This is a genomic window from Nonomuraea sp. NPDC049129 (genome assembly GCF_040648495.1).
Lineage (GTDB): Bacteria > Actinomycetota > Actinomycetes > Streptosporangiales > Streptosporangiaceae > Nonomuraea.
Genome location: NZ_JBEZDU010000010.1, coordinates 196,916 through 215,470 on the forward strand (window position 1 = coordinate 196,916; position 18,555 = coordinate 215,470).

Annotated in this window: 12 protein-coding genes; 7 read left to right on the top strand and 5 right to left on the bottom strand. The window is 71.9% G+C overall.

Annotation, left to right across the window (positions count from 1 at the left end; translation table 11 throughout):
* Positions 1–229 precede the first annotated feature (229 nt).
* Positions 230–970, top strand: a complete 741-nt coding sequence (locus AB0B64_RS30700) for an ABC transporter ATP-binding protein (RefSeq protein ID WP_357940119.1) — start codon at positions 230–232, stop codon at positions 968–970.
* A gap of 4 nt (positions 971–974) precedes the next feature.
* Entirely contained in the window at positions 975–3,605 is a 2,631-nt protein-coding gene (locus AB0B64_RS30705; RefSeq protein ID WP_358181506.1) for an ABC transporter permease, read from the top strand.
* A gap of 132 nt (positions 3,606–3,737) precedes the next feature.
* On the opposite strand, the gene AB0B64_RS30710 is transcribed toward AB0B64_RS30705, so the two are convergent.
* Positions 3,738–6,368, bottom strand: coding sequence for an ABC transporter permease (locus AB0B64_RS30710; RefSeq protein ID WP_358181506.1), 2,631 nt, complete (start codon positions 6,366–6,368; stop codon positions 3,738–3,740).
* Between the two features lie 4 nt (positions 6,369–6,372).
* Positions 6,373–7,113 carry an ABC transporter ATP-binding protein gene (locus AB0B64_RS30715; RefSeq protein WP_357940119.1) on the bottom strand — a complete coding sequence of 247 codons (741 nt, stop codon included), beginning with the start codon at positions 7,111–7,113 and terminating at the stop codon, positions 6,373–6,375.
* A 473-nt stretch (positions 7,114–7,586) separates the two neighbouring features.
* Here AB0B64_RS30715 and AB0B64_RS30720 point away from each other — a divergent pair, with 473 nt between their 5' ends.
* Positions 7,587–8,231: a response regulator transcription factor gene (locus AB0B64_RS30720; RefSeq protein WP_357940117.1), complete on the top strand. Its 645-nt coding sequence runs from the start codon at positions 7,587–7,589 to the stop codon at positions 8,229–8,231.
* On the opposite strand, the gene AB0B64_RS30725 is transcribed toward AB0B64_RS30720, so the two are convergent.
* Together AB0B64_RS30725 and AB0B64_RS30730 are read right to left on the bottom strand one after the other, a co-directional pair.
* Positions 8,216–9,970, bottom strand: coding sequence for a sensor histidine kinase (locus tag AB0B64_RS30725; protein ID WP_357940115.1), 1,755 nt, complete (start codon positions 9,968–9,970; stop codon positions 8,216–8,218). The genes AB0B64_RS30720 and AB0B64_RS30725 overlap by 16 nt on opposite strands.
* A 126-nt stretch (positions 9,971–10,096) precedes the next feature.
* Positions 10,097–11,188 carry a glycerophosphodiester phosphodiesterase gene (locus tag AB0B64_RS30730; RefSeq protein WP_357940113.1) on the bottom strand — a complete coding sequence of 364 codons (1,092 nt, stop codon included), beginning with the start codon at positions 11,186–11,188 and terminating at the stop codon, positions 10,097–10,099.
* Positions 11,189–11,305: 117 nt separating this feature from the next.
* On the opposite strand from AB0B64_RS30730, the gene AB0B64_RS30735 reads away from it, so the two are divergent.
* The 4 genes from AB0B64_RS30735 (at position 11,306) to AB0B64_RS30750 (ending at position 17,464) form a co-directional block, all read left to right on the top strand.
* The gene (locus AB0B64_RS30735; RefSeq protein ID WP_358181503.1) at positions 11,306–11,950 is read left to right on the top strand and encodes an HAD family hydrolase; all 645 of its coding nucleotides are present in this window, start codon (positions 11,306–11,308) and stop codon (positions 11,948–11,950) included.
* A 51-nt stretch (positions 11,951–12,001) separates the two neighbouring features.
* Entirely contained in the window at positions 12,002–13,711 is a 1,710-nt protein-coding gene (locus tag AB0B64_RS30740) for a hypothetical protein (protein ID WP_358181500.1), read from the top strand.
* Positions 13,712–13,934: 223 nt separating this feature from the next.
* Positions 13,935–14,777, top strand: coding sequence for a hypothetical protein (locus tag AB0B64_RS30745; RefSeq protein ID WP_357940107.1), 843 nt, complete (start codon positions 13,935–13,937; stop codon positions 14,775–14,777).
* Entirely contained in the window at positions 14,771–17,464 is a 2,694-nt protein-coding gene (locus AB0B64_RS30750; protein WP_358181497.1) for a PQQ-binding-like beta-propeller repeat protein, read from the top strand. The genes AB0B64_RS30745 and AB0B64_RS30750 overlap by 7 nt, the downstream gene beginning before the upstream one ends.
* A gap of 419 nt (positions 17,465–17,883) precedes the next feature.
* On the opposite strand, the gene AB0B64_RS30755 is transcribed toward AB0B64_RS30750, so the two are convergent.
* Positions 17,884–18,528 carry a hypothetical protein gene (locus tag AB0B64_RS30755; protein ID WP_358181494.1) on the bottom strand — a complete coding sequence of 215 codons (645 nt, stop codon included), beginning with the start codon at positions 18,526–18,528 and terminating at the stop codon, positions 17,884–17,886.
* Positions 18,529–18,555: the final 27 nt, after the last annotated feature.

Here is an 18,555-nt window from a genome sequence, read left to right on the forward strand (position 1 = left end):
TGGGGGCGGGGACCGAGCGCCAGTCAGGCACCCGGCTGTGACTGAACATTACCATATGATTACTTTCAGTAGCGGTCGATCGGACGCTTCGATCACAGTTCTTCTGGCAACCACAGGGTGGTGTAGCGAGCGCTGGCAACGGTTCATACCCTAGCTTTCCGGGTTAACCCTGAGCGGATTGGGGGACTGCCCGGTGGGCAGCCCGGCCCGGTGTTGCCAGCATTCCAGGGTGAAAGACTTCGACTCCACGGCGGCCATCAGGCTGATAGAGGTGACCCGGCGTTTCGGCCGGGGCAAGAGTGCCGTGGCCGCGCTGCGTGGCGTTTCCGTCGGGCTGAGGGCCGGCTCGTTCAACGCGATCATGGGACCGTCGGGATCGGGTAAGAGCACCCTGCTGCAGTGCGCGGCGGGCCTGGACCGGCCGACATCCGGCCGCGTGTTGCTGGGCGAGACAGACCTGGCCACGATGAACGAGTCACAGCTGACCAAGCTGCGCCGGGACCGGATCGGCTTCGTGTTCCAGTCCTTCAATCTCATCCCCGCGCTGACGGCGCGGCAGAACATCACGCTGCCGCTGCGGCTGGCGGGTCGCCGAGCCGACCAGGAGTGGCTGGCCGACCTGGTCAAGCGCACCGGGCTGAGCCATCGGATCGGCCACCGGCCGACGGAGATGTCGGGCGGCCAGCAGCAGCGGGTGGCCATCGCCCGCGCGCTGATCACCCGGCCGGCCGTGGTCTTCGGTGACGAGCCGACGGGCGCGCTCGACATCGCCACAGGCCGGGAGATCCTCACGCTGCTCAGGGAGGTCGTCGACGCGCTCGGCCAGACCCTGGTGATGGTGACCCACGACCCCGTCGCCGCCTCGTACGCCGACCAGGTGCTCTTCCTGGCCGACGGCTCGATCGTCGACAGCATGGATCGGCCCACCGCCGACCAGGTCGCCTCGCGGCTGACGCGCCTGGGCGGGTGACGGCATGCTGCGCCTCACGTTGAGCACCATCCGTACCCGCAAGATCGGGTTCGCCGGGTCCGTCGCCTCCGTGCTGGTCGCGGTGGCGTTGATCTCGGCCTGCTTCATGATGATCCAGTCGGGGCTGAGCGCGACGCCCGAGGTGGACCGGTTCGGGGCCACGGCCGCCGTCGTACGCGCCGATACGGATCTGCACGTCGGTTCGGGCGACGACGAGGAGGCTGTGCCGCTGGAGGAACCGCCCCGCCTCTCGGCGGCGCGGCTGGCCGAGTTGCGTGCCGTGCCCGGTGTCGCGGCCGTGGTCGCTGACACGCCGTTCTACGCGCAGGCGGTGAACCGGCACGGCGTCGCCCTGGCCGGGCCGGGCAGCGGGCCGTCGTGGGGGCACGGCTGGCCGGTCGCGCGGCTCACCCCGTTCGTGCTGAACGCCGGGCGGGGTCCGGAGGCGGACGACGAGGTCGTGCTCGACGCCGACCTGGCGCGGCGCGCCTCCGTCCGCCCAGGGGACGAGGTACGGGTCGTCACCGTGGCGGGCACCCAGCGTTTCCGGGTCAGCGGCGTGGCGCGGCTGGACAGCGGCCGGGCCGGACTGCCGACGCAGTCGGCGCTCTTCTTCACCGAGCGGGCCGCCGCCCGGCTGTCCGGCGCGGACGGTTCGGTGGAATTCGCCGGAGTGCTCGCCCGCCCCGGGACTTCGGACGCCGAGCTGGCGGACCGCCTGCGCCAGACCCTCCGGGATCCCGGTCTGCGGGTGCTGACCGGGGGCGAGCGGGCTCGGGCGGGGGCGCCGGAGACGGCGGAGAAGCTGGAGTACTCGACGCAGCTGTTCGGGCCGATGGCCGGGATCGGCGGTTTCCTCGCCGTCTTCGTCATCGGCGGCACCTTCGGCCTGTCGATCCTGCAACGCCGCCGCGAGATCGCGCTGCTGCGGGCCATCGGTACCACACCGGGACAGATCAGCCGCATGATCGCCGGGGAGGCGGTCGTGGTGGCACTGGTGGCCGCCCTGCCGGGCTACGCGCTGGGCGTCCCGCTGGCGCATCTGCTGCGCGCCGTGCTGGTCGGGCAGGGGCTCGCGCCGCCGGAGTTCGTCGTGGTGACGGGCCCGCTGCCGCTGGTCATCGGGGGTGGCGCCGGGCTGCTGCTGACGCTGCTGTCGGCGCTCACCGCGGTACGCCAGGCGGCCCGGGTCCGCCCGGCCGAGGCGCTCCAGGAGGCCGTCGGGCCGCGGCGGGTGATGACCGTGCCGCGCCTGCTGTTCGCGCTGGTCACGCTGGCCGGCGGGGCGGCTGTCCTGGCGCTCAGCCAGCATCTCGGCGGTGAGGTCGGCGTCGCCTTCCTGGCCCTGGTGGTCATCCTGTTCATCGGCGCGGCCGGGCTGCTGTCCCCGGTCCTGACGCGGGTGCTCGAGCGGCCGGCCGGCGCGGTCGTCGGGGCCGTCACGCGGACGACCGGCTGGCTGGCGCATGCCAACTCCGCCGCCGCCGTCCGCCGGGTGTCGTCGGCCGCGGCGGCGATCATGATCAGCGTGGCCATGGCCGGGTACGCGCTGCTGGTGACCGCCGTGCTGAACGACACCTCGGCGGCCCAGGGCCGGGAACGGGTCGTCGCGGACCGCGTCCTGGTGCCACGCAACGGCCCCGGGCTGCCTCCCGGCGTCGCCGACGCGGCCCGGCGGTTGCCCGGCGCCGAGACGGTCTCCGCCGTGCGCGCGACCTCGTTCGTGTCGTACGTTCTCGGCACGCCCGACGTGGTGCCCGCGCAGCTGGTGGACCCCGGCACCATCGACAAGGTGCTCGACCTGCGCGTCCTGGAAGGCTCGCTCGCCGCCGTCAAGGAGGCGGGGACCGTCGCGGTCAACCGTACCCACGCCGGTGAGCACGGCTGGCACGTCGGATCCCGTTTCCACGGGTGGCTGGCCGACGGCAGCCCCGTCGACCTGCGCGTGGGCGCCGTCTTCGACCGGGGGCTCGGCTTCGCCGACATCGTCCTCCCACGCACCGAAGCACGCACCGAAGCACGCACCGAAGCACGCACCGAAGCACGGGCCGGGGCACAGACCGGGGTACGGGCCGGGGTACGGGCCGGGCTCGACAGCGCCGTCCTGGTCCGCGCCCGTCCGGGGCACGCCGACGAGCTGGACCGGGCGCTGGCCGCCTTCGAGCGGGAGCAGCCGGCCGTACGGGCGCTGGACCGGGAGGAGTACGGTGGGGCCGCCGAGACGTCGATCGAGCGGAACATCACCGGGACCTACCTGGTGCTCGCCGTGCTGGTGTCGTTCACGGCGGTGTCGCTGGTGAACACGCTGGTCATGGGGACCGCGGCCAGGACCAGGGAGTTCGCGCTGCTGCGGGCGGTCGGGGCGAGCCGCAGGCAGATCGTCCGCATGATCGGCTGGGAGACGGGAATCGTGCTGGCGATCGGGGTGGTCGTCGGGACGGTGATCGCCTGCGTCGCGCTGGCCGGGGCCAACGGGGCGCTGTCGGGCAGCATGATGCTGACCGGGTTGCCGATGCCGCTCTACCCGCTGGCGCTGGCGGGTGTCGCCGTCATGGGGCTGGCGAGCGGCCTGCTGGCGGCGGGAATGGCGCTGCTCTCCCGCCCGATGGACGCCCTGGGCGGCGCCCGCGAGTGACGGCGCGGCACACACGCGATGCCAGGCAGCGGCGGCGTGACGGCCTGGAGTGACGGCGTGGCGCACGTGCGCCACGCCGTCACTCCAGGCCGTCACGCCGCCGCTGCCTGGCATCGCGTGTGTGCCGCGCCGTCACTCGCGGGCGCCGCCCAGGGCGTCCATCGGGCGGGAGAGCAGCGCCATTCCCGCCGCCAGCAGGCCGCTCGCCAGCCCCATGACGGCGACACCCGCCAGCGCCAGCGGGTAGAGCGGCATCGGCAACCCGGTCAGCATCATGCTGCCCGACAGCGCCCCGTTGGCCCCGGCCAGCGCGACGCAGGCGATCACCGTCCCGACGACCACCCCGATCGCCAGCACGATTCCCGTCTCCCAGCCGATCATGCGGACGATCTGCCTGCGGCTCGCCCCGACCGCCCGCAGCAGCGCGAACTCCCTGGTCCTGGCCGCGGTCCCCATGACCAGCGTGTTCACCAGCGACACCGCCGTGAACGACACCAGCACGGCGAGCACCAGGTAGGTCCCGGTGATGTTCCGCTCGATCGACGTCTCGGCGGCCCCACCGTACTCCTCCCGGTCCAGCGCCCGTACGGCCGGCTGCTCCCGCTCGAAGGCGGCCAGCGCCCGGTCCAGCTCGTCGGCGTGCCCCGGACGGGCGCGGACCAGGACGGCGCTGTCGAGCCCGGCCCGTACCCCGGCCCGTACCCCGGTCTGTGCCCCGGCCCGTGCTTCGGTGCGTGCTTCGGTGCGTGCTTCGGTGCGTGCTTCGGTGCGTGGGAGGACGATGTCGGCGAAGCCGAGCCCCCGGTCGAAGACGGCGCCCACGCGCAGGTCGACGGGGCTGCCGTCGGCCAGCCACCCGTGGAAACGGGATCCGACGTGCCAGCCGTGCTCACCGGCGTGGGTACGGTTGACCGCGACGGTCCCCGCCTCCTTGACGGCGGCGAGCGAGCCTTCCAGGACGCGCAGGTCGAGCACCTTGTCGATGGTGCCGGGGTCCACCAGCTGCGCGGGCACCACGTCGGGCGTGCCGAGAACGTACGACACGAACGAGGTCGCGCGCACGGCGGAGACCGTCTCGGCGCCGGGCAACCGCCGGGCCGCGTCGGCGACGCCGGGAGGCAGCCCGGGGCCGTTGCGTGGCACCAGGACGCGGTCCGCGACGACCCGTTCCCGGCCCTGGGCCGCCGAGGTGTCGTTCAGCACGGCGGTCACCAGCAGCGCGTACCCGGCCATGGCCACGCTGATCATGATCGCCGCCGCGGCCGACGACACCCGGCGGACGGCGGCGGCGGAGTTGGCATGCGCCAGCCAGCCGGTCGTCCGCGTGACGGCCCCGACGACCGCGCCGGCCGGCCGCTCGAGCACCCGCGTCAGGACCGGGGACAGCAGCCCGGCCGCGCCGATGAACAGGATGACCACCAGGGCCAGGAAGGCGACGCCGACCTCACCGCCGAGATGCTGGCTGAGCGCCAGGACAGCCGCCCCGCCGGCCAGCGTGACCAGCGCGAACAGCAGGCGCGGCACGGTCATCACCCGCCGCGGCCCGACGGCCTCCTGGAGCGCCTCGGCCGGGCGGACCCGGGCCGCCTGGCGTACCGCGGTGAGCGCCGACAGCAGCGTCAGCAGCAGCCCGGCGCCACCCCCGATGACCAGCGGCAGCGGGCCCGTCACCACGACGAACTCCGGCGGCGCGAGCCCCTGCCCGACCAGCACGGCGCGCAGCAGATGCGCCAGCGGGACGCCCAGCGCGTAGCCCGGCAGGGCGGCCACCAGTGCCACCACGACCGCCTCCCCGGCGATCATGCGGCTGATCTGTCCCGGTGTGGTACCGATGGCCCGCAGCAGCGCGATCTCGCGGCGGCGTTGCAGGATCGACAGGCCGAAGGTGCCGCCGATGACGAAGACGGCGAGGAAACCGCCGATCCCGGCCATCGGCCCGAACAGCTGCGTCGAGTACTCCAGCTTCTCCGCCGTCTCCGGCGCCCCCGCCCGAGCCCGCTCGCCCCCGGTCAGCACCCGCAGACCGGGATCCCGGAGGGTCTGGCGCAGGCGGTCCGCCAGCTCGGCGTCCGAAGTCCCGGGGCGGGCGAGCACTCCGGCGAATTCCACCGAACCGTCCGCGCCGGACAGCCGGGCGGCGGCCCGCTCGGTGAAGAAGAGCGCCGACTGCGTCGGCAGTCCGGCCCGGCCGCTGTCCAGCCGCGCCACGCCGCTGACCCGGAAACGCTGGGTGCCCGCCACGGTGACGACCCGTACCTCGTCCCCTGGGCGGACGGAGGCGCGCCGCGCCAGGTCGGCGTCGAGCACGACCTCGTCGTCCGCCTCCGGACCCCGCCCGGCGTTCAGCACGAACGGGGTGAGCCGCGCGACCGGCCAGCCGTGCCCCCACGACGGCCCGCTGCCCGGCCCGGCCAGGGCGACGCCGTGCCGGTTCACCGCCTGCGCGTAGAACGGCGTGTCAGCGACCACGGCCGCGACACCGGGCACGGCACGCAACTCGGCCAGCCGCGCCGCCGAGAGGCGGGGCGGTTCCTCCAGCGGCACAGCCTCCTCGTCGTCGCCCGAACCGACGTGCAGATCCGTATCGGCGCGTACGACGGCGGCCGTGGCCCCGAACCGGTCCACCTCGGGCGTCGCGCTCAGCCCCGACTGGATCATCATGAAGCAGGCCGAGATCAACGCCACCGCGACCAGCACGGAGGCGACGGACCCGGCGAACCCGATCTTGCGGGTACGGATGGTGCTCAACGTGAGGCGCAGCATGCCGTCACCCGCCCAGGCGCGTCAGCCGCGAGGCGACCTGGTCGGCGGTGGGCCGATCCATGCTGTCGACGATCGAGCCGTCGGCCAGGAAGAGCACCTGGTCGGCGTACGAGGCGGCGACGGGGTCGTGGGTCACCATCACCAGGGTCTGGCCGAGCGCGTCGACGACCTCCCTGAGCAGCGTGAGGATCTCCCGGCCTGTGGCGATGTCGAGCGCGCCCGTCGGCTCGTCACCGAAGACCACGGCCGGCCGGGTGATCAGCGCGCGGGCGATGGCCACCCGCTGCTGCTGGCCGCCCGACATCTCCGTCGGCCGGTGGCCGATCCGATGGCTCAGCCCGGTGCGCTTGACCAGGTCGGCCAGCCACTCCTGGTCGGCTCGGCGACCCGCCAGCCGCAGCGGCAGCGTGATGTTCTGCCGCGCCGTCAGCGCGGGGATGAGATTGAAGGACTGGAACACGAAGCCGATCCGGTCCCGGCGCAGCTTGGTCAGCTGTGACTCGTTCATCGTGGCCAGGTCTGTCTCGCCCAGCAACACGCGGCCGGATGTCGGCCGGTCCAGGCCCGCCGCGCACTGCAGCAGGGTGCTCTTACCCGATCCCGACGGTCCCATGATCGCGTTGAACGAGCCGGCCCTCAGCCCGACGGAAACGCCACGCAGCGCGGCCACGGCACTCTTGCCCCGGCCGAAACGCCGGGTCACCTCTATCAGCCTGATGGCCGCCGTGGAGTCGAAGTCTTTCACCCTGGAATGCTGGCAACACCGGGCCGGGCTGCCCACCGGGCAGTCCCCCAATCCGCTCAGGGTTAACCCGGAAAGCTAGGGTATGAACCGTTGCCAGCGCTCGCTACACCACCCTGTGGTTGCCAGAAGAACTGTGATCGAAGCGTCCGATCGACCGCTACTGAAAGTAATCATATGGTAATGTTCAGTCACAGCCGGGTGCCTGACTGGCGCTCGGTCCCCGCCCCCATTGGTGTTCGCACCAACGGGACAGCGTCCGGCGGGGCGGTGGCCCAAGAGCCGCACCCCATCTGGGAATGCGGAATCAGGCCCCGACAACGAGGCTCTCAACCACGGTCCGCCCGGCTCGCCGGACGGACGCGGCATCGGCTTCCACCGGATCGCCTCCCGACCTCGGCCGGGAAGCAACGAGGCTACGCTGATGTCCGTTTTACTAAGGTAAACACAGAGAGTTGAAGACGCTGTCCCTCACTATGCGCGTCGTGCTGGCTGAGGACAGCGTGTTGTTCAGGCAAGGGCTGGCCAGGCTGCTCGGAGACTGCGGTGTCACGGTCTCCGCGGAGGTCGGCGACGCCGCGAGCCTGCTGACCTCGGTCCGGGCGGACCCGCCCGACGTGGTCGTCGTGGACGTACGGATGCCGCCCGGGTTCAACGCCGAGGGGCTGGAGGCGGCGCACCTCATCCGCAGGGAACATCCAGGGGTGGGCGTCCTGGTGCTGTCGAACCACATCGAGACGCGGCACGTGGTCGGCCTGCTGGGCGAGGACGCCCGGGGAGTGGGCTACCTGCTCAAGGACCGGGTCGCCGACGTCACCGAGCTGACCGACGCGCTCAAGCGGGTACGCGACGGGGCCACGGTGATCGATCCGGACGTCGTCCAGCGGCTCGTCGGCAGGCGACGCGGCGACGGCCCGGTCGCCCGGCTCAGCGGCCGGGAGCGGGAGGTGCTCGGGTTGATGGCCGAAGGCCGTTCCAACCAGGCGATCAGCCGCCGCCTGCACCTGAGCCCCAAGACGGTGGAAACGCACGTGCACAACATCTTCGTCCGGCTGGGCCTGACCGCGACGGAGGACGACCACCGTCGTGTCCTGGCCGTCCTGACCTATTTGCGCTCCTGACCGGCGAGCGGGATCTCGGCCGTCACGCGGGTGCCCTGGCCTGGTGGGCTGTGCACGTGCAGCAGGCCGTCGAGCGCGGCTACCCGGTCGGCGAGGCCGCGCAGGCCCGTACCTGACTCCGGCCGCGCGCCGCCCGTCCCGTCGTCCGTCACCTCCAGCAGCAGGACGCCATCACGCACGACGGCCCTGATCGACGCCTTGGACGCGTCCGCGTGCTTGGCAACGTTGGCGAGCGCCTCGGCGGCGACGAAGTAGGCGGCCTGCTCGGCGTCGGGCGGCAGCCGTCCGTCCGGCGCCTCCTCCACCACGGCGGGAACGGGCGAGCGCTCCGCGAGCGAGTGCAGCGCGGCGGCCAGCCCCGACTGGCTCAGGATGGCCGGATGGATGCCGCCCGCCAGCTCGCGTAGCTCGGCCAGCGCCGCCCGTACTCCCGTCACCGCCTCGTCGAGCAACTCCGCCACCTCGGCGTCGGCGTTGCGCAGCCGGGCGTGCCCGAGCAGCACCGCGAGGCCGGCGAGCCGCTGCTGGGCTCCGTCGTGCAGGTTGCGTTCGATGCGGCTGCGTTCGGCGTCGCCGGCGGCCACGATGCGGGCCCTGGACGCCCGCACCTCCACGAGCTGGGCGGCCAGCTCGGCCCGCATGCGCTCGTTCTCCACGATCAGCCGGGTGATGGCCGCCACCGACCGCACCGGCTCCGGGTCGAGGTCCAGCGCCGGGTCGTACAGGAGCACGGCGGCCGGTTCCCCACCGACCTCCAGGTACGCGGCGGACCGCGTTCCCGGGACGGTCAACGGGTCGCCCGACACGCTGGCGGACCGCGTTCCCGGGACGGTCAGCGGATCGCCCGCCGCGTCGACGTACCCGTCGCCGGTCCAGTACCCGAGGCGCAGCGTCGGGTCGCGCAGCACGCTCGCGAGCGTCTTCTCCAATGCGCCGGGCGACAGGTCCAGCCCGGTCGCCAGCCGCGCCACCGCCGCCTGGTCGAGCCGGGCGCGCATGAGTCCCGCGAGCACCCCCAGCGGCCAGGTCGCCAGCGTGAGCAATTGCACCCCGTGCAGGACCGCCTGGAGAAGGGAGTTGGTGGCGTCCGGCCAGATGTAGACGGCCTGCCGGGTCCAGGTGGTGAGCAGCATCAGCCCGCCCGCCAGCGCGACCGGAGCGAACGTGTGGCGGCGCGGCGCGGGCAGCCGGACCAGCCAGCGCCAGCCGAGCATCGCCGTCATCCCCAGCCCGAAGAGCCACAGGAAGACGGCCACGGCCGCGATCAGCGGCCGCGAGACGTCCTCGCCGCCGGGCAGCAGCGGCAGGCAGGTGCAGCTGCCGTCGCCGAGCCGGCCGAACCGCAGCCAGACCGCCAGCGCCTGCGCCATGCCGAGGTACAGGACCAGGACCGTGGCCCGCTGCCTGCGCCCGACGGCCCTGCCTTCGGGCATGATCAGCACGACGTGCGCGAGCAGTGTCAGGGCCAGCCACCCGATCACGTTCCCGGTCAGCAGGGCCCAGCGTTCCGGAAGGTAGTTCACGCCCGACAGCAGCAGGCAGAGCCCCACCGCGGCCATCAGCCCGCCCGTACCGCCCATGGGCCGCCTGGCCCTGACGAAGAGGCCCGAGACGACGAATGACCAGCCGCCCGCGAGGCCCACGGCGAGCAGGGGCAGCTGGGTGAGGGGCGGCGTCGCGGCGTGGCTGAGCCCCCAGACGAGGTCTCCCGCCGTCGCCACGAGGGCGACGGCGAGCACGGCGATTCTGAAGATCCGCCCACTCTAACGAGCGGGCCCGCCGACCGACGTCACGGCGGCCCGCCCACGTCCATCACCCGCTCCGGCGGAGCGAGCGGCCCGCCCACGTCGATCAGTCGATCCGGGCTAGCTTGTCCGCTGAGCCACCACGGCCCGGCCCATGGCCGGGTCGTCGCAGAACGCGCCGTCCACGCCCAGGTCGAGCAGCCTGTTCAGCCAGCCCATCACGTCTCCGGTGGCGCGCGGGAAGGCGGGGCTGGCCGGGTTGCCCAGCCGGTAGTCGAGGGGGAGCTGGGAGTTCTCGTTGCGGACGGTCCAGACATGCACGTCCAGTCGCCTGCGGTGGGCGTCCTGGACGAGTGTGGTGGGCTCCGTCAGCTTGCCGTCCGCTCCCACGGGCACGACGCGGCGGGTGTCCACGCCGATCCCGTTCGCGTACGAGGCCACCTCACGCAGCCCTTCCGGCTTCACCATGTCGTCATAAGTACGCTGATCTCCGGCGGCGACCCAGTCGTACGGCGCCCCGCCGAACGTGATCAGCTGGATCAGCGGCAGCCTGGTCTTCTTGCGCAGCTCCCGCAGGTTCGCGGTCTCGAACGACTGGATGTACACCTTGCGCATGTGGTTGCTGTTGAGCGTCTCCAGCAGCGGCTCCTCCAGCGACAGGCCGATGGAGTCGAAGTACGTCGGATGCTTGGTCTCGGGATAGACGCCCACGCCGTGGCGCTGCGCCAGCCGCACGACCTCCTCGAACGTCGGGATCTCCGCCACCCCGTCGAAGGCCGTGTTGTCGGGCCGCAGGTCGGGCACGCGTTCCTTGGCCCGTAGCGTCTTCAGCTCGGCCAGCGTGAAGTCCTCGGTGAACCACCCGGTGATCGGCCGCCCGTCGACCGTCTTGGTGGCGCGCCGGTCGGCGAACTCCGGATGCGCGGCCACGTCGGTGGTGCCGGTGATGTCGTTCTCGTGCCTGGCCACCAGGATGTGGTCCTTGGTGGAGACCAGGTCGGGCTCGATGTAGTCGGCGCCCATGGCGATGGCCGCCTCGTACGAGAGCAGCGTGTGCTCGGGCCGGTGGGCGCTGGCGCCCCGGTGCCCGATGACGACGGGGGCCTGGGCGCGGCGCTCGGCCGTGGCGGTGTTGGGCTGGAGCAGCACGACCGCGACCGTACCACCGGTCAGGACGGCCAGAGCGCTCGCGAATAATCTGCGCGTCAGCATGCCGCGTACGTTAGACCGGCAAAGTGGCCGGTGAGTGACCACCGGGCGCACAACCGTTGATCACCTGTTGCGCGGAAGGCCGCCGCGCGTCATCGAACACCTGTATGGTCCTGAGGCGTGCTGGCACTCTTCGACCTCGACAACACCCTGATCGACCGCCTGGCCGCCTTCAAGCGCTGGGCCGCCGAGTTCGCCGCCGACAGGGGACTGGGCGCGCAGGATGTGGCGTGGATGATCGAGCTGGACGCTGACGGCTCCATCCCGATGAGCACGTTCTTCACCCACGTCCGCGAGCGGTTCGGGCTCGCCGAGTCGGCCGAGTCGCTGTGGCAGGGCTACCGTGACCGCCTGCCGCACCTCGTCACCTGCCGCCCGGCCGTACTCGAGTCCCTCGATCGCCTGCGCATGTCCGGCTGGCGGGTCGGCATCGTGACCAACGGCATGGCCGACAACCAGTCCGGCAAGATCCACCACAGCGGCCTGGTGGACCGGGTGGACGGCTGGGCCATCTCCGACGCCGAGGGCTTCAGCAAGCCGGACCGCGAGCTGTTCGAGATCGCCGCCCGCCGGTGCGACACCACGCTCGCGGACGGGGACTGGATGATCGGGGACGACGTGGAGAAGGACGTGGCGGGCGGACGCGGCGCGGGCCTGCACACGATCTGGATCGACCGCGGCCTGTCCCCGGGGTTATCCCCGGGGGCGGACCACAAGGTGACCGACGTACTGGAAGCGATCGCCCTGCTCGATGTCGACTATTAGCGGCTCTTCACGCCGGGACCCCGTTCCCCACGAACAACGGGAGCGATAGGTATGCGGCGATGGGTCCTCCGGCTGAGCGCGGCGCTCCTGATCCTGCTCGCCGCGGCCGCCGTCACGCCGCCGCTCACCGGGCTCGGCCGACCGAGCGAGGCGGAGGTGCGAGACCGGCTCGCCATGGGCGAAGCTCCCGCCGTCGCCGCCGGCCACCGCACCGGCATCGCCGCCCTCCTGCCCTTCGACGACGCCGCGCTGCTGCTGATCGGCGCCGCCCTCGCCGCGGCCGCGATACTGCTGCTCCTGGTCGGCCGCCGTCAGGGGATCGGCCCGCGAGAAGTCCTCCCGGTGCGGTGGCGACTGTCGCTGACACTGTGGAGCGTCGCCTTCGCGCTGGTGAGCATCCCGTACGCGAGCTCCCTGTTCTCTTCGACCACGACCGAGTACGACTTGTTCGCGATGTGGGGGAGCTGTCCCGGCTTCGAGGTCTACCTATCGGCCAGCTTCCTGCTGTCCCCCTTGCACCTCGTGCCGCAACCCGCGGTGGTGGCGGTGGGCTTCGGAGTGTGGGCGCTGCTGGTGCGCAAGGGCTACCGGCGGTGGGGCCGCGCGGTCGGCTGGGCCACAGTGATCCCCTTGGGGTTGTTCGGGGCGCTGGCCTTCTTGATGGCCGGATTCGACGCGGTCGCCGGTGAGGGATGCGCGCGAACCTGGGGTCAGATGTACGAGCCCGCCTCGTGGGCCTGGCAGCTCTACGATGTCGTCACCGCCGTTCTGATCATCGTGGCGGTACGCGTACGCCGCGTGCGATGGCCGTACCGGAGTCCGGACGTCCGCGTCGCCGTCACGCTCGCCGTCGTCCTGCTGCTGGTCACCGTGCCGCGCATGGACGCACCGATCGGGAAGATCACAGCGGCGAGCTCCTCGGCCTGCGAACCGTGGCAAACCGCCCGCTACGTCCCCGTGCGACCGTCCGCCGGGCAGCGCGAGCTCGCCTTCGTCTGCCTCGTCAGACAGGACGGTGAGCTGCCGGGGCAGTTCGCCGGTGTGCCCGATGATCGAGTGGTCGCGATCGGCCGGCGGCTGTGCGAGGCGGTCCTGCGCGGCGGCGCACCGAACCGGCTGGCCGAGGAGGGGCCGCTGGGGCCGTACCTGCGGAATTATGAGACGGTCGAGGCGCTCGCGTACTTGTGCCCGGAAGTCGAGCAGCGCCAGGACCTGCAGGCCGAGCAGCAACAGGACGCCGATGTGGCCTTCAAGGAGAAGGCCCGCGCGCGCTGCGCCGAGGTGCCGGGACACCGGCCGTCGATCCGCGCGTCCCGGACCTACCGGGCCACGCTGTGGTCAGAGGCCGGCAGCATCAACGCGTACGAGGACGACCCGGACGACGACTTCCCCGCGCTCGACAACGCCTTCACCAACGGGCTGGTGGGGAGCGCGCCCGGGCAGCTCAGCATCCTGACCGCCGACGAGGCCATGCACGTGTGCGTCACCGGGGAGGCCTACCGCAGGCGGCCCCCCGTCGAGCTCAAGGGCTGGGAGAAGGTGGTGGAGGTGGGGTACCGCAGCGGCAACGGCGCCCTCACCTTCACCGGTGATGACGGGGTCGGCCTGAAGAACCTGGCGATCAACGGCCCGGGCCGCTACCGGGTTCGGGTGCACATGCGCGGCGCGAAGGCCGCGCTGAAGAGGGATGAGGATGCCCGGCAGGAGTTCCTCATCATGGTCTATCCGGGGAAGTCCGAGCGGCCCGCGCTACTGAAGTGACCTGGTTCGGCGATAGGCCATTACCCCAACACTTCGCGACACCCACTTCCGAAGACCAACGAACGGCGCGGTCAGAGCGATTGGTCACTCGAAGATGATCGACGATCTGCAGGACACGCCGGACACGCTCGCCGACAGTCGTGAATAGCCGCAATCCGCTCCTGCGCGCTCGAGCTCGTGCCTACTCTGGTCTCGACGATCGGTCGTGGAGGGACGCGTCCCCATGGGCAGAGCGCGCCGGAACAAGCGCACATCGGTCGGCCGCGACGTCGCGGCACAGCAGCAGGGAGGCGAGGCGTCTGATCCTGCCCGGTCGAAAGGGCTGCTTGCGTGGCTGGCGGGGATCGCCAGCGCCGTGGTTTTGGCCGCGTTCGGCGTCGTGTTCACCGAGTGGTACAACGCGCACGGCTCCGACACGGTCGAGCAGGTACGCGGCACCGCCCCGATCACCGTCGGTCAGGTGGCCGTCGACTATTCCGAGCGCGACACCGTCCTGCGCGAACCGGTGACCGACCCCGAGGACCGGGCGGTCATGCTCGCCGCCCACGCGGACAAGCAGCGTGAGACGATGCTGGCGCGCCACCGGATGGCCCCGATCGGCGGCATGAACGTCACAGTCGCGCTGACCGGCAACCGCAGCAGCCTGCGCATCGTGAACATCGAGCCGCAGGTCCTCACCCGCATGCCGGTGTCGGAGGGCGCCCGCCTGATCGTCATCAAGGGCGGCGAGGCGGGCACCGTCGAGATGGCCGCCGACCTCGACCGTCCCACGCCCCGGTTCACGAGCGGCGGCGAAACCCCGTACTTCCGGAAGAAGCAGATCGACCTCAAACGGGACGAGCCGGTCACGCTCAGCCTGAGCTTCTCCGGCAAGAAGGCGTACTACGAGTTCGATCTCCGGGTCACGGTGCTCGCGGACGGCCGTACGGAAGAGGTCGTGATCAAAGGGCCGGACGGAGGGCCGTTCCGGTTGAGCGGCGAGGCCGCCCGCTACCGGACCTACTACCGGCAGGCGCCGCAGGGAGGCTGGCAGCCGGTCTCCTGTCAGGGGCGCCGGACGTGCTGATCACCCGTTGCGTCAAGGCCCTGACGGCGCTCTCGGTGGCCGCCGCGCTCGCGGTCGCCGACGACGGGCGGCCTGCGCCGGAACTCATCGGGTGGAAGGCTGCCTGGTCGGTCCCCGCCGGGGAGGATGCCCTGCAGTCCCGCCTGTCCGGCGACAACCTGCTCTTGGAGACGCCAGGGACGGTGACCGTGCGCGACGCCGATACCGGCGCGATCCGGCGTACCGTCTCCACCGCGGTCACGAACCCTACCGTCCTCTCCACCGAGGCCGGGATCCTCTTCTTCACCGATTCGACGAAGGGAGTGACCAACTGGGTCGTGCACGCGTACGATCTCGCCTCCGGCAGCGTCTTGTGGCGGCACGCGGTACCCGCGTCGGAGAACGGCGACCTCCCGCAGATCCAGGTGGTAGGGCGCGCAGCCGTCCTCTACCAGCGGAGATCCGGGCTGCTCTCGCTCGACGCCCGAACCGGCGGCGTCCAGGCACGCGCCGGCGACCTGCCGGACCGCGACGGGGTGATCACCGGCACCTCCCGGTCCGTGATGCTCCTGACCCGCTGCAAGAACGGCGGCGTCCAGCTCGCCTCCTACGACCCGCGCACGCTGCGCCGGAACTGGACGCGTCCGGTCACCACCCGGCACACCGCCGCAGACGACGGCGCGCGGCTCGGCTACGAGCAGCCGCCGGAGGGCTTCGTCGTCGCGGACGACGGCGCGTGGATCGGGTACGAGCAGGCGCCGGAGGGCTTCGTCGTCGCGGATGTACACGACGAGCGGTTCCTCTTCGCCGAGGACGGCACGCCGCGGCCTATCTCTGACCTGCCCATCTCTCACGGGCTCGGCGGCAACGGCCGCTGGAGCATGCCGTTGGAGGTCGGCCGTCATCCCGACGTCGAGGACTCCGCCGGATTCGACTCGAACAACGCGTGGCCGCTGCCCGGCTTCCTCATCTCGCGCGACCGCGATACCGGCCGTCTCGGCGCATTCCCCCTGGACAGGCCGCTCCCCCACTACATCACTCTCCTGGGGTCGACCTCGCACCTGGCCCTCATCCACAGTGACGCCCATGTCACCGCCTTCCGTCCCGTCTACGGACGTCCCACTGGGCCCGTCGCGCTCGGCGGCGTCCCGCCGGGCGACTGGCCGGACGCGTGCTCCTTGCTCACTCCGCGCGACGTCGCCCCCGGCGCCCGCTTCCTCCCCGGCCGCAGGTCGCTGGGCCGCCTCACGCTGCCCAAGCCCGTGACCTGCGACTGGGTGCCGCCCGAGGACGACCGCGGAGTCGTCTCGCTCTCCGTGAGCTGGGTGTCCCCGGACGCCGGCGCCCTCTTCGCCGCCGCGGCCGGGCAGATCAAGGGGCACGAGAGCTTCGACTACGACCCCACGATCGAGGGCGAGGGCATCTTCTCCTACACGGCCCACGGCCCCCGCGGGACCTTCGGCGCGACGCTCGTCAACGTGGGCCCGGTCATCGTCCATCTGACGTCGCCATCCAGGCTGGTCCAACGCCTGGCCGCGGCCCGGGTGCGCGACAACCTGATGGCCCGCTACCGGCCAGGGGAGCGCGTCCGTCCTCCGGCGCGGACGGGCGGCTGGACCCACCTCGCCGACGAGGGCGTCCGCGCCGACCCGGTGGTGGACGGCGATGTCGTCTACGCCGGCGCCGACGACGGGCTGTACGCCCTGGACGCCGCCACCGGCCGTATGCGCTGGAGGTCAGGACCGGCCGCGCCCATGCTGGTGGACGGCCTACTCTACGGCGCGAGGAGCGACGGGGTGGCGGCCGTCGACGCCGCCACCGGCCGGATGCGATGGAACCGCCAGTTTGACGCCAGTGACATCGTGATCCAGGCCGGCGGCGTGTACGCGGGCGTCGGCTTCACCCACGTCATCGCGCTGGACGCCGCCACCGGCAAGCAGCGGTGGCGATTCCGCGTCCCCGGCTCCCTGGGCAACGTGGCCGTGGCCGCCGGCACCGTCTACGTGAGCAGCCAGGAAGGTCGCGTGGGCAGCGAGCAAGGCCTGCTGTCCGCCCTCGACGCCAAGACGGGCGCCCTTCGCTGGCGCTCCCGTCTGGGCGCCGCCAACTCCATCCCGGCCGGTTACCTCACCGCGACCAAGGAGGCCGTCTTCGCGGTCACCGGCGCGAGGGTGGTCGCGCTCGACCCCGCCACGGGGAAGGCGCGATGGCGCGCCGGCTTCGGCGACCTCGTCCGGTACGACCCCATCATGATCGGCGGCACCGTCTACCTCGGCGACCTCGCCGGACGCACGTACGCGTTGGACACCGCCTCCGGCCAGGAGCGATGGAGGCTTACCACCGCAGGCGACAGCGGCCTCTGGAGCGTGACCGAGTCACGAGGGACGGTCTACATCGGCGGCCAGGACCTGCACGCCCTCGACCCCGAAACCGGGCAAGAACGGTGGCGCAGGCCGCTCACCGCCAAGGTGTCGGTCCACGGGGACACTGTCTTCGCCCGAGACGAGGGTGGCATGCTGCACGCGCTGGACGCGGCCACCGGCGCGCCCCGCTGGCGCTTCCAGACCGGCGGCCATTTCCAGACGCTGCCGGTCGTGGCCGACGGTCTTGTCTACGTCGGCAGCTCGAACGGCAACCTGTACGCGCTGCGCGCCACGGACGGACTCCCCGGGCCGAATCCGGCCGAGCTTGACCGGCGCCCCGGGTGAGTACGGGTCGTTCGGTGCGAATCGCCGGTGAGCCGGCCACCCGGCTCGCGCTGCTGGAAACCCTGTCCGCGGCTGGCCGCCTGTGCCAGGCCTGTGGCTTTCGCGTGCATCGTCCGGGCGGCGGCGCGGCGCCGTCCTCCACACGCCGAAAACGCGTACGCGCTGCCTGCCGGGATCAACTCCCGGCAGGCGTCCCACACATCCGGCTCCATCGGCCGCTCGGGACGATGCCCCATCATGCCGCCGGCCTGACCCCCGACCTACATGATCGGAGCCCTGACCAACAACATCATCAGAACACTCCTGGCTGCCGGGTCGCGACGTCGGTCGGGTCGCCCGCTACGTCCCCGTGTGACCGTCCGCCGGGAAGCGCGAGATCGCCGTCATCTGCGTCGTCAGGCATCGTGTGCGCACGCGCGTCACTCGTTCTGGGCGTCCCGGAGCTTCGGCACCGCCAGCCTCGCCGCCCGCTTGCTCAGACCGGGCTCGAACGCTCCGAAGAACCCGTCGCTCACCAGCAGCGTGACGGCGTTCTTGACTCTGATGAGCACGACATCCGCCGCCTGAAGCTCGGCGTTCCTCGTCGCCATCGTCTCCTTGTACCTGATCCCGTACACCCAGTTCCCGACCGTACCGACGGAGAGCTTGGTGATGGCCGACTTGGCGCGCTTGGTCTTCGTCTTGGTGCCGACGCAGTCCCGGACCATGACCTTGCCCACCGTCTGCCAGGCGGCCATCTTGGCCGAGGTGCCGCTGACGGCGAACTGCTTGACGCCCGACGGCAGGCCCTCCTTGTCGATGTAGACGGCTGCCGGGCTGCTGAGGAGGGGCTTCAGCGCCCTCATCGCTCGTACGCACTTCTTCGTGTGGGCCGAGTCGGCGTCCAACGCCTCGCGGATGTGCTTCGGGTTGGGGGCGTAAGCGTCGCCCAGGTCCTCGGGTGTGATGAGGGCTTCACTCAACTGGGCCGAGGTCAGGGGCTTGTCGGGGGCGGTGGCCAGCGCGGGGGTGGCGGAGGCCAGAAGGAGGGCGGCGGCAGTGCCACCTAAGATCACGGAGCGCATGGGATCGCATCCTAGTGAGGTGATCAC

Excerpts from the sequence above, each read along its gene's own strand:
- AB0B64_RS30705 (WP_358181506.1), top strand. The coding sequence starts at position 975 with ATGCTGCGCCTCACGTTGAGCACCATCCGTACCCGCAAGATCGGGTTC.
- AB0B64_RS30710 (WP_358181506.1), bottom strand. The coding sequence starts at position 6,368 with ATGCTGCGCCTCACGTTGAGCACCATCCGTACCCGCAAGATCGGGTTC.
- AB0B64_RS30720 (WP_357940117.1), top strand. The coding sequence starts at position 7,587 with ATGCGCGTCGTGCTGGCTGAGGACAGCGTGTTGTTCAGGCAAGGGCTG.
- AB0B64_RS30730 (WP_357940113.1), bottom strand. The coding sequence starts at position 11,188 with ATGCTGACGCGCAGATTATTCGCGAGCGCTCTGGCCGTCCTGACCGGT.
- AB0B64_RS30740 (WP_358181500.1), top strand. The coding sequence starts at position 12,002 with ATGCGGCGATGGGTCCTCCGGCTGAGCGCGGCGCTCCTGATCCTGCTC.
- AB0B64_RS30745 (WP_357940107.1), top strand. The coding sequence starts at position 13,935 with ATGGGCAGAGCGCGCCGGAACAAGCGCACATCGGTCGGCCGCGACGTC.
- AB0B64_RS30755 (WP_358181494.1), bottom strand. The coding sequence starts at position 18,528 with ATGCGCTCCGTGATCTTAGGTGGCACTGCCGCCGCCCTCCTTCTGGCC.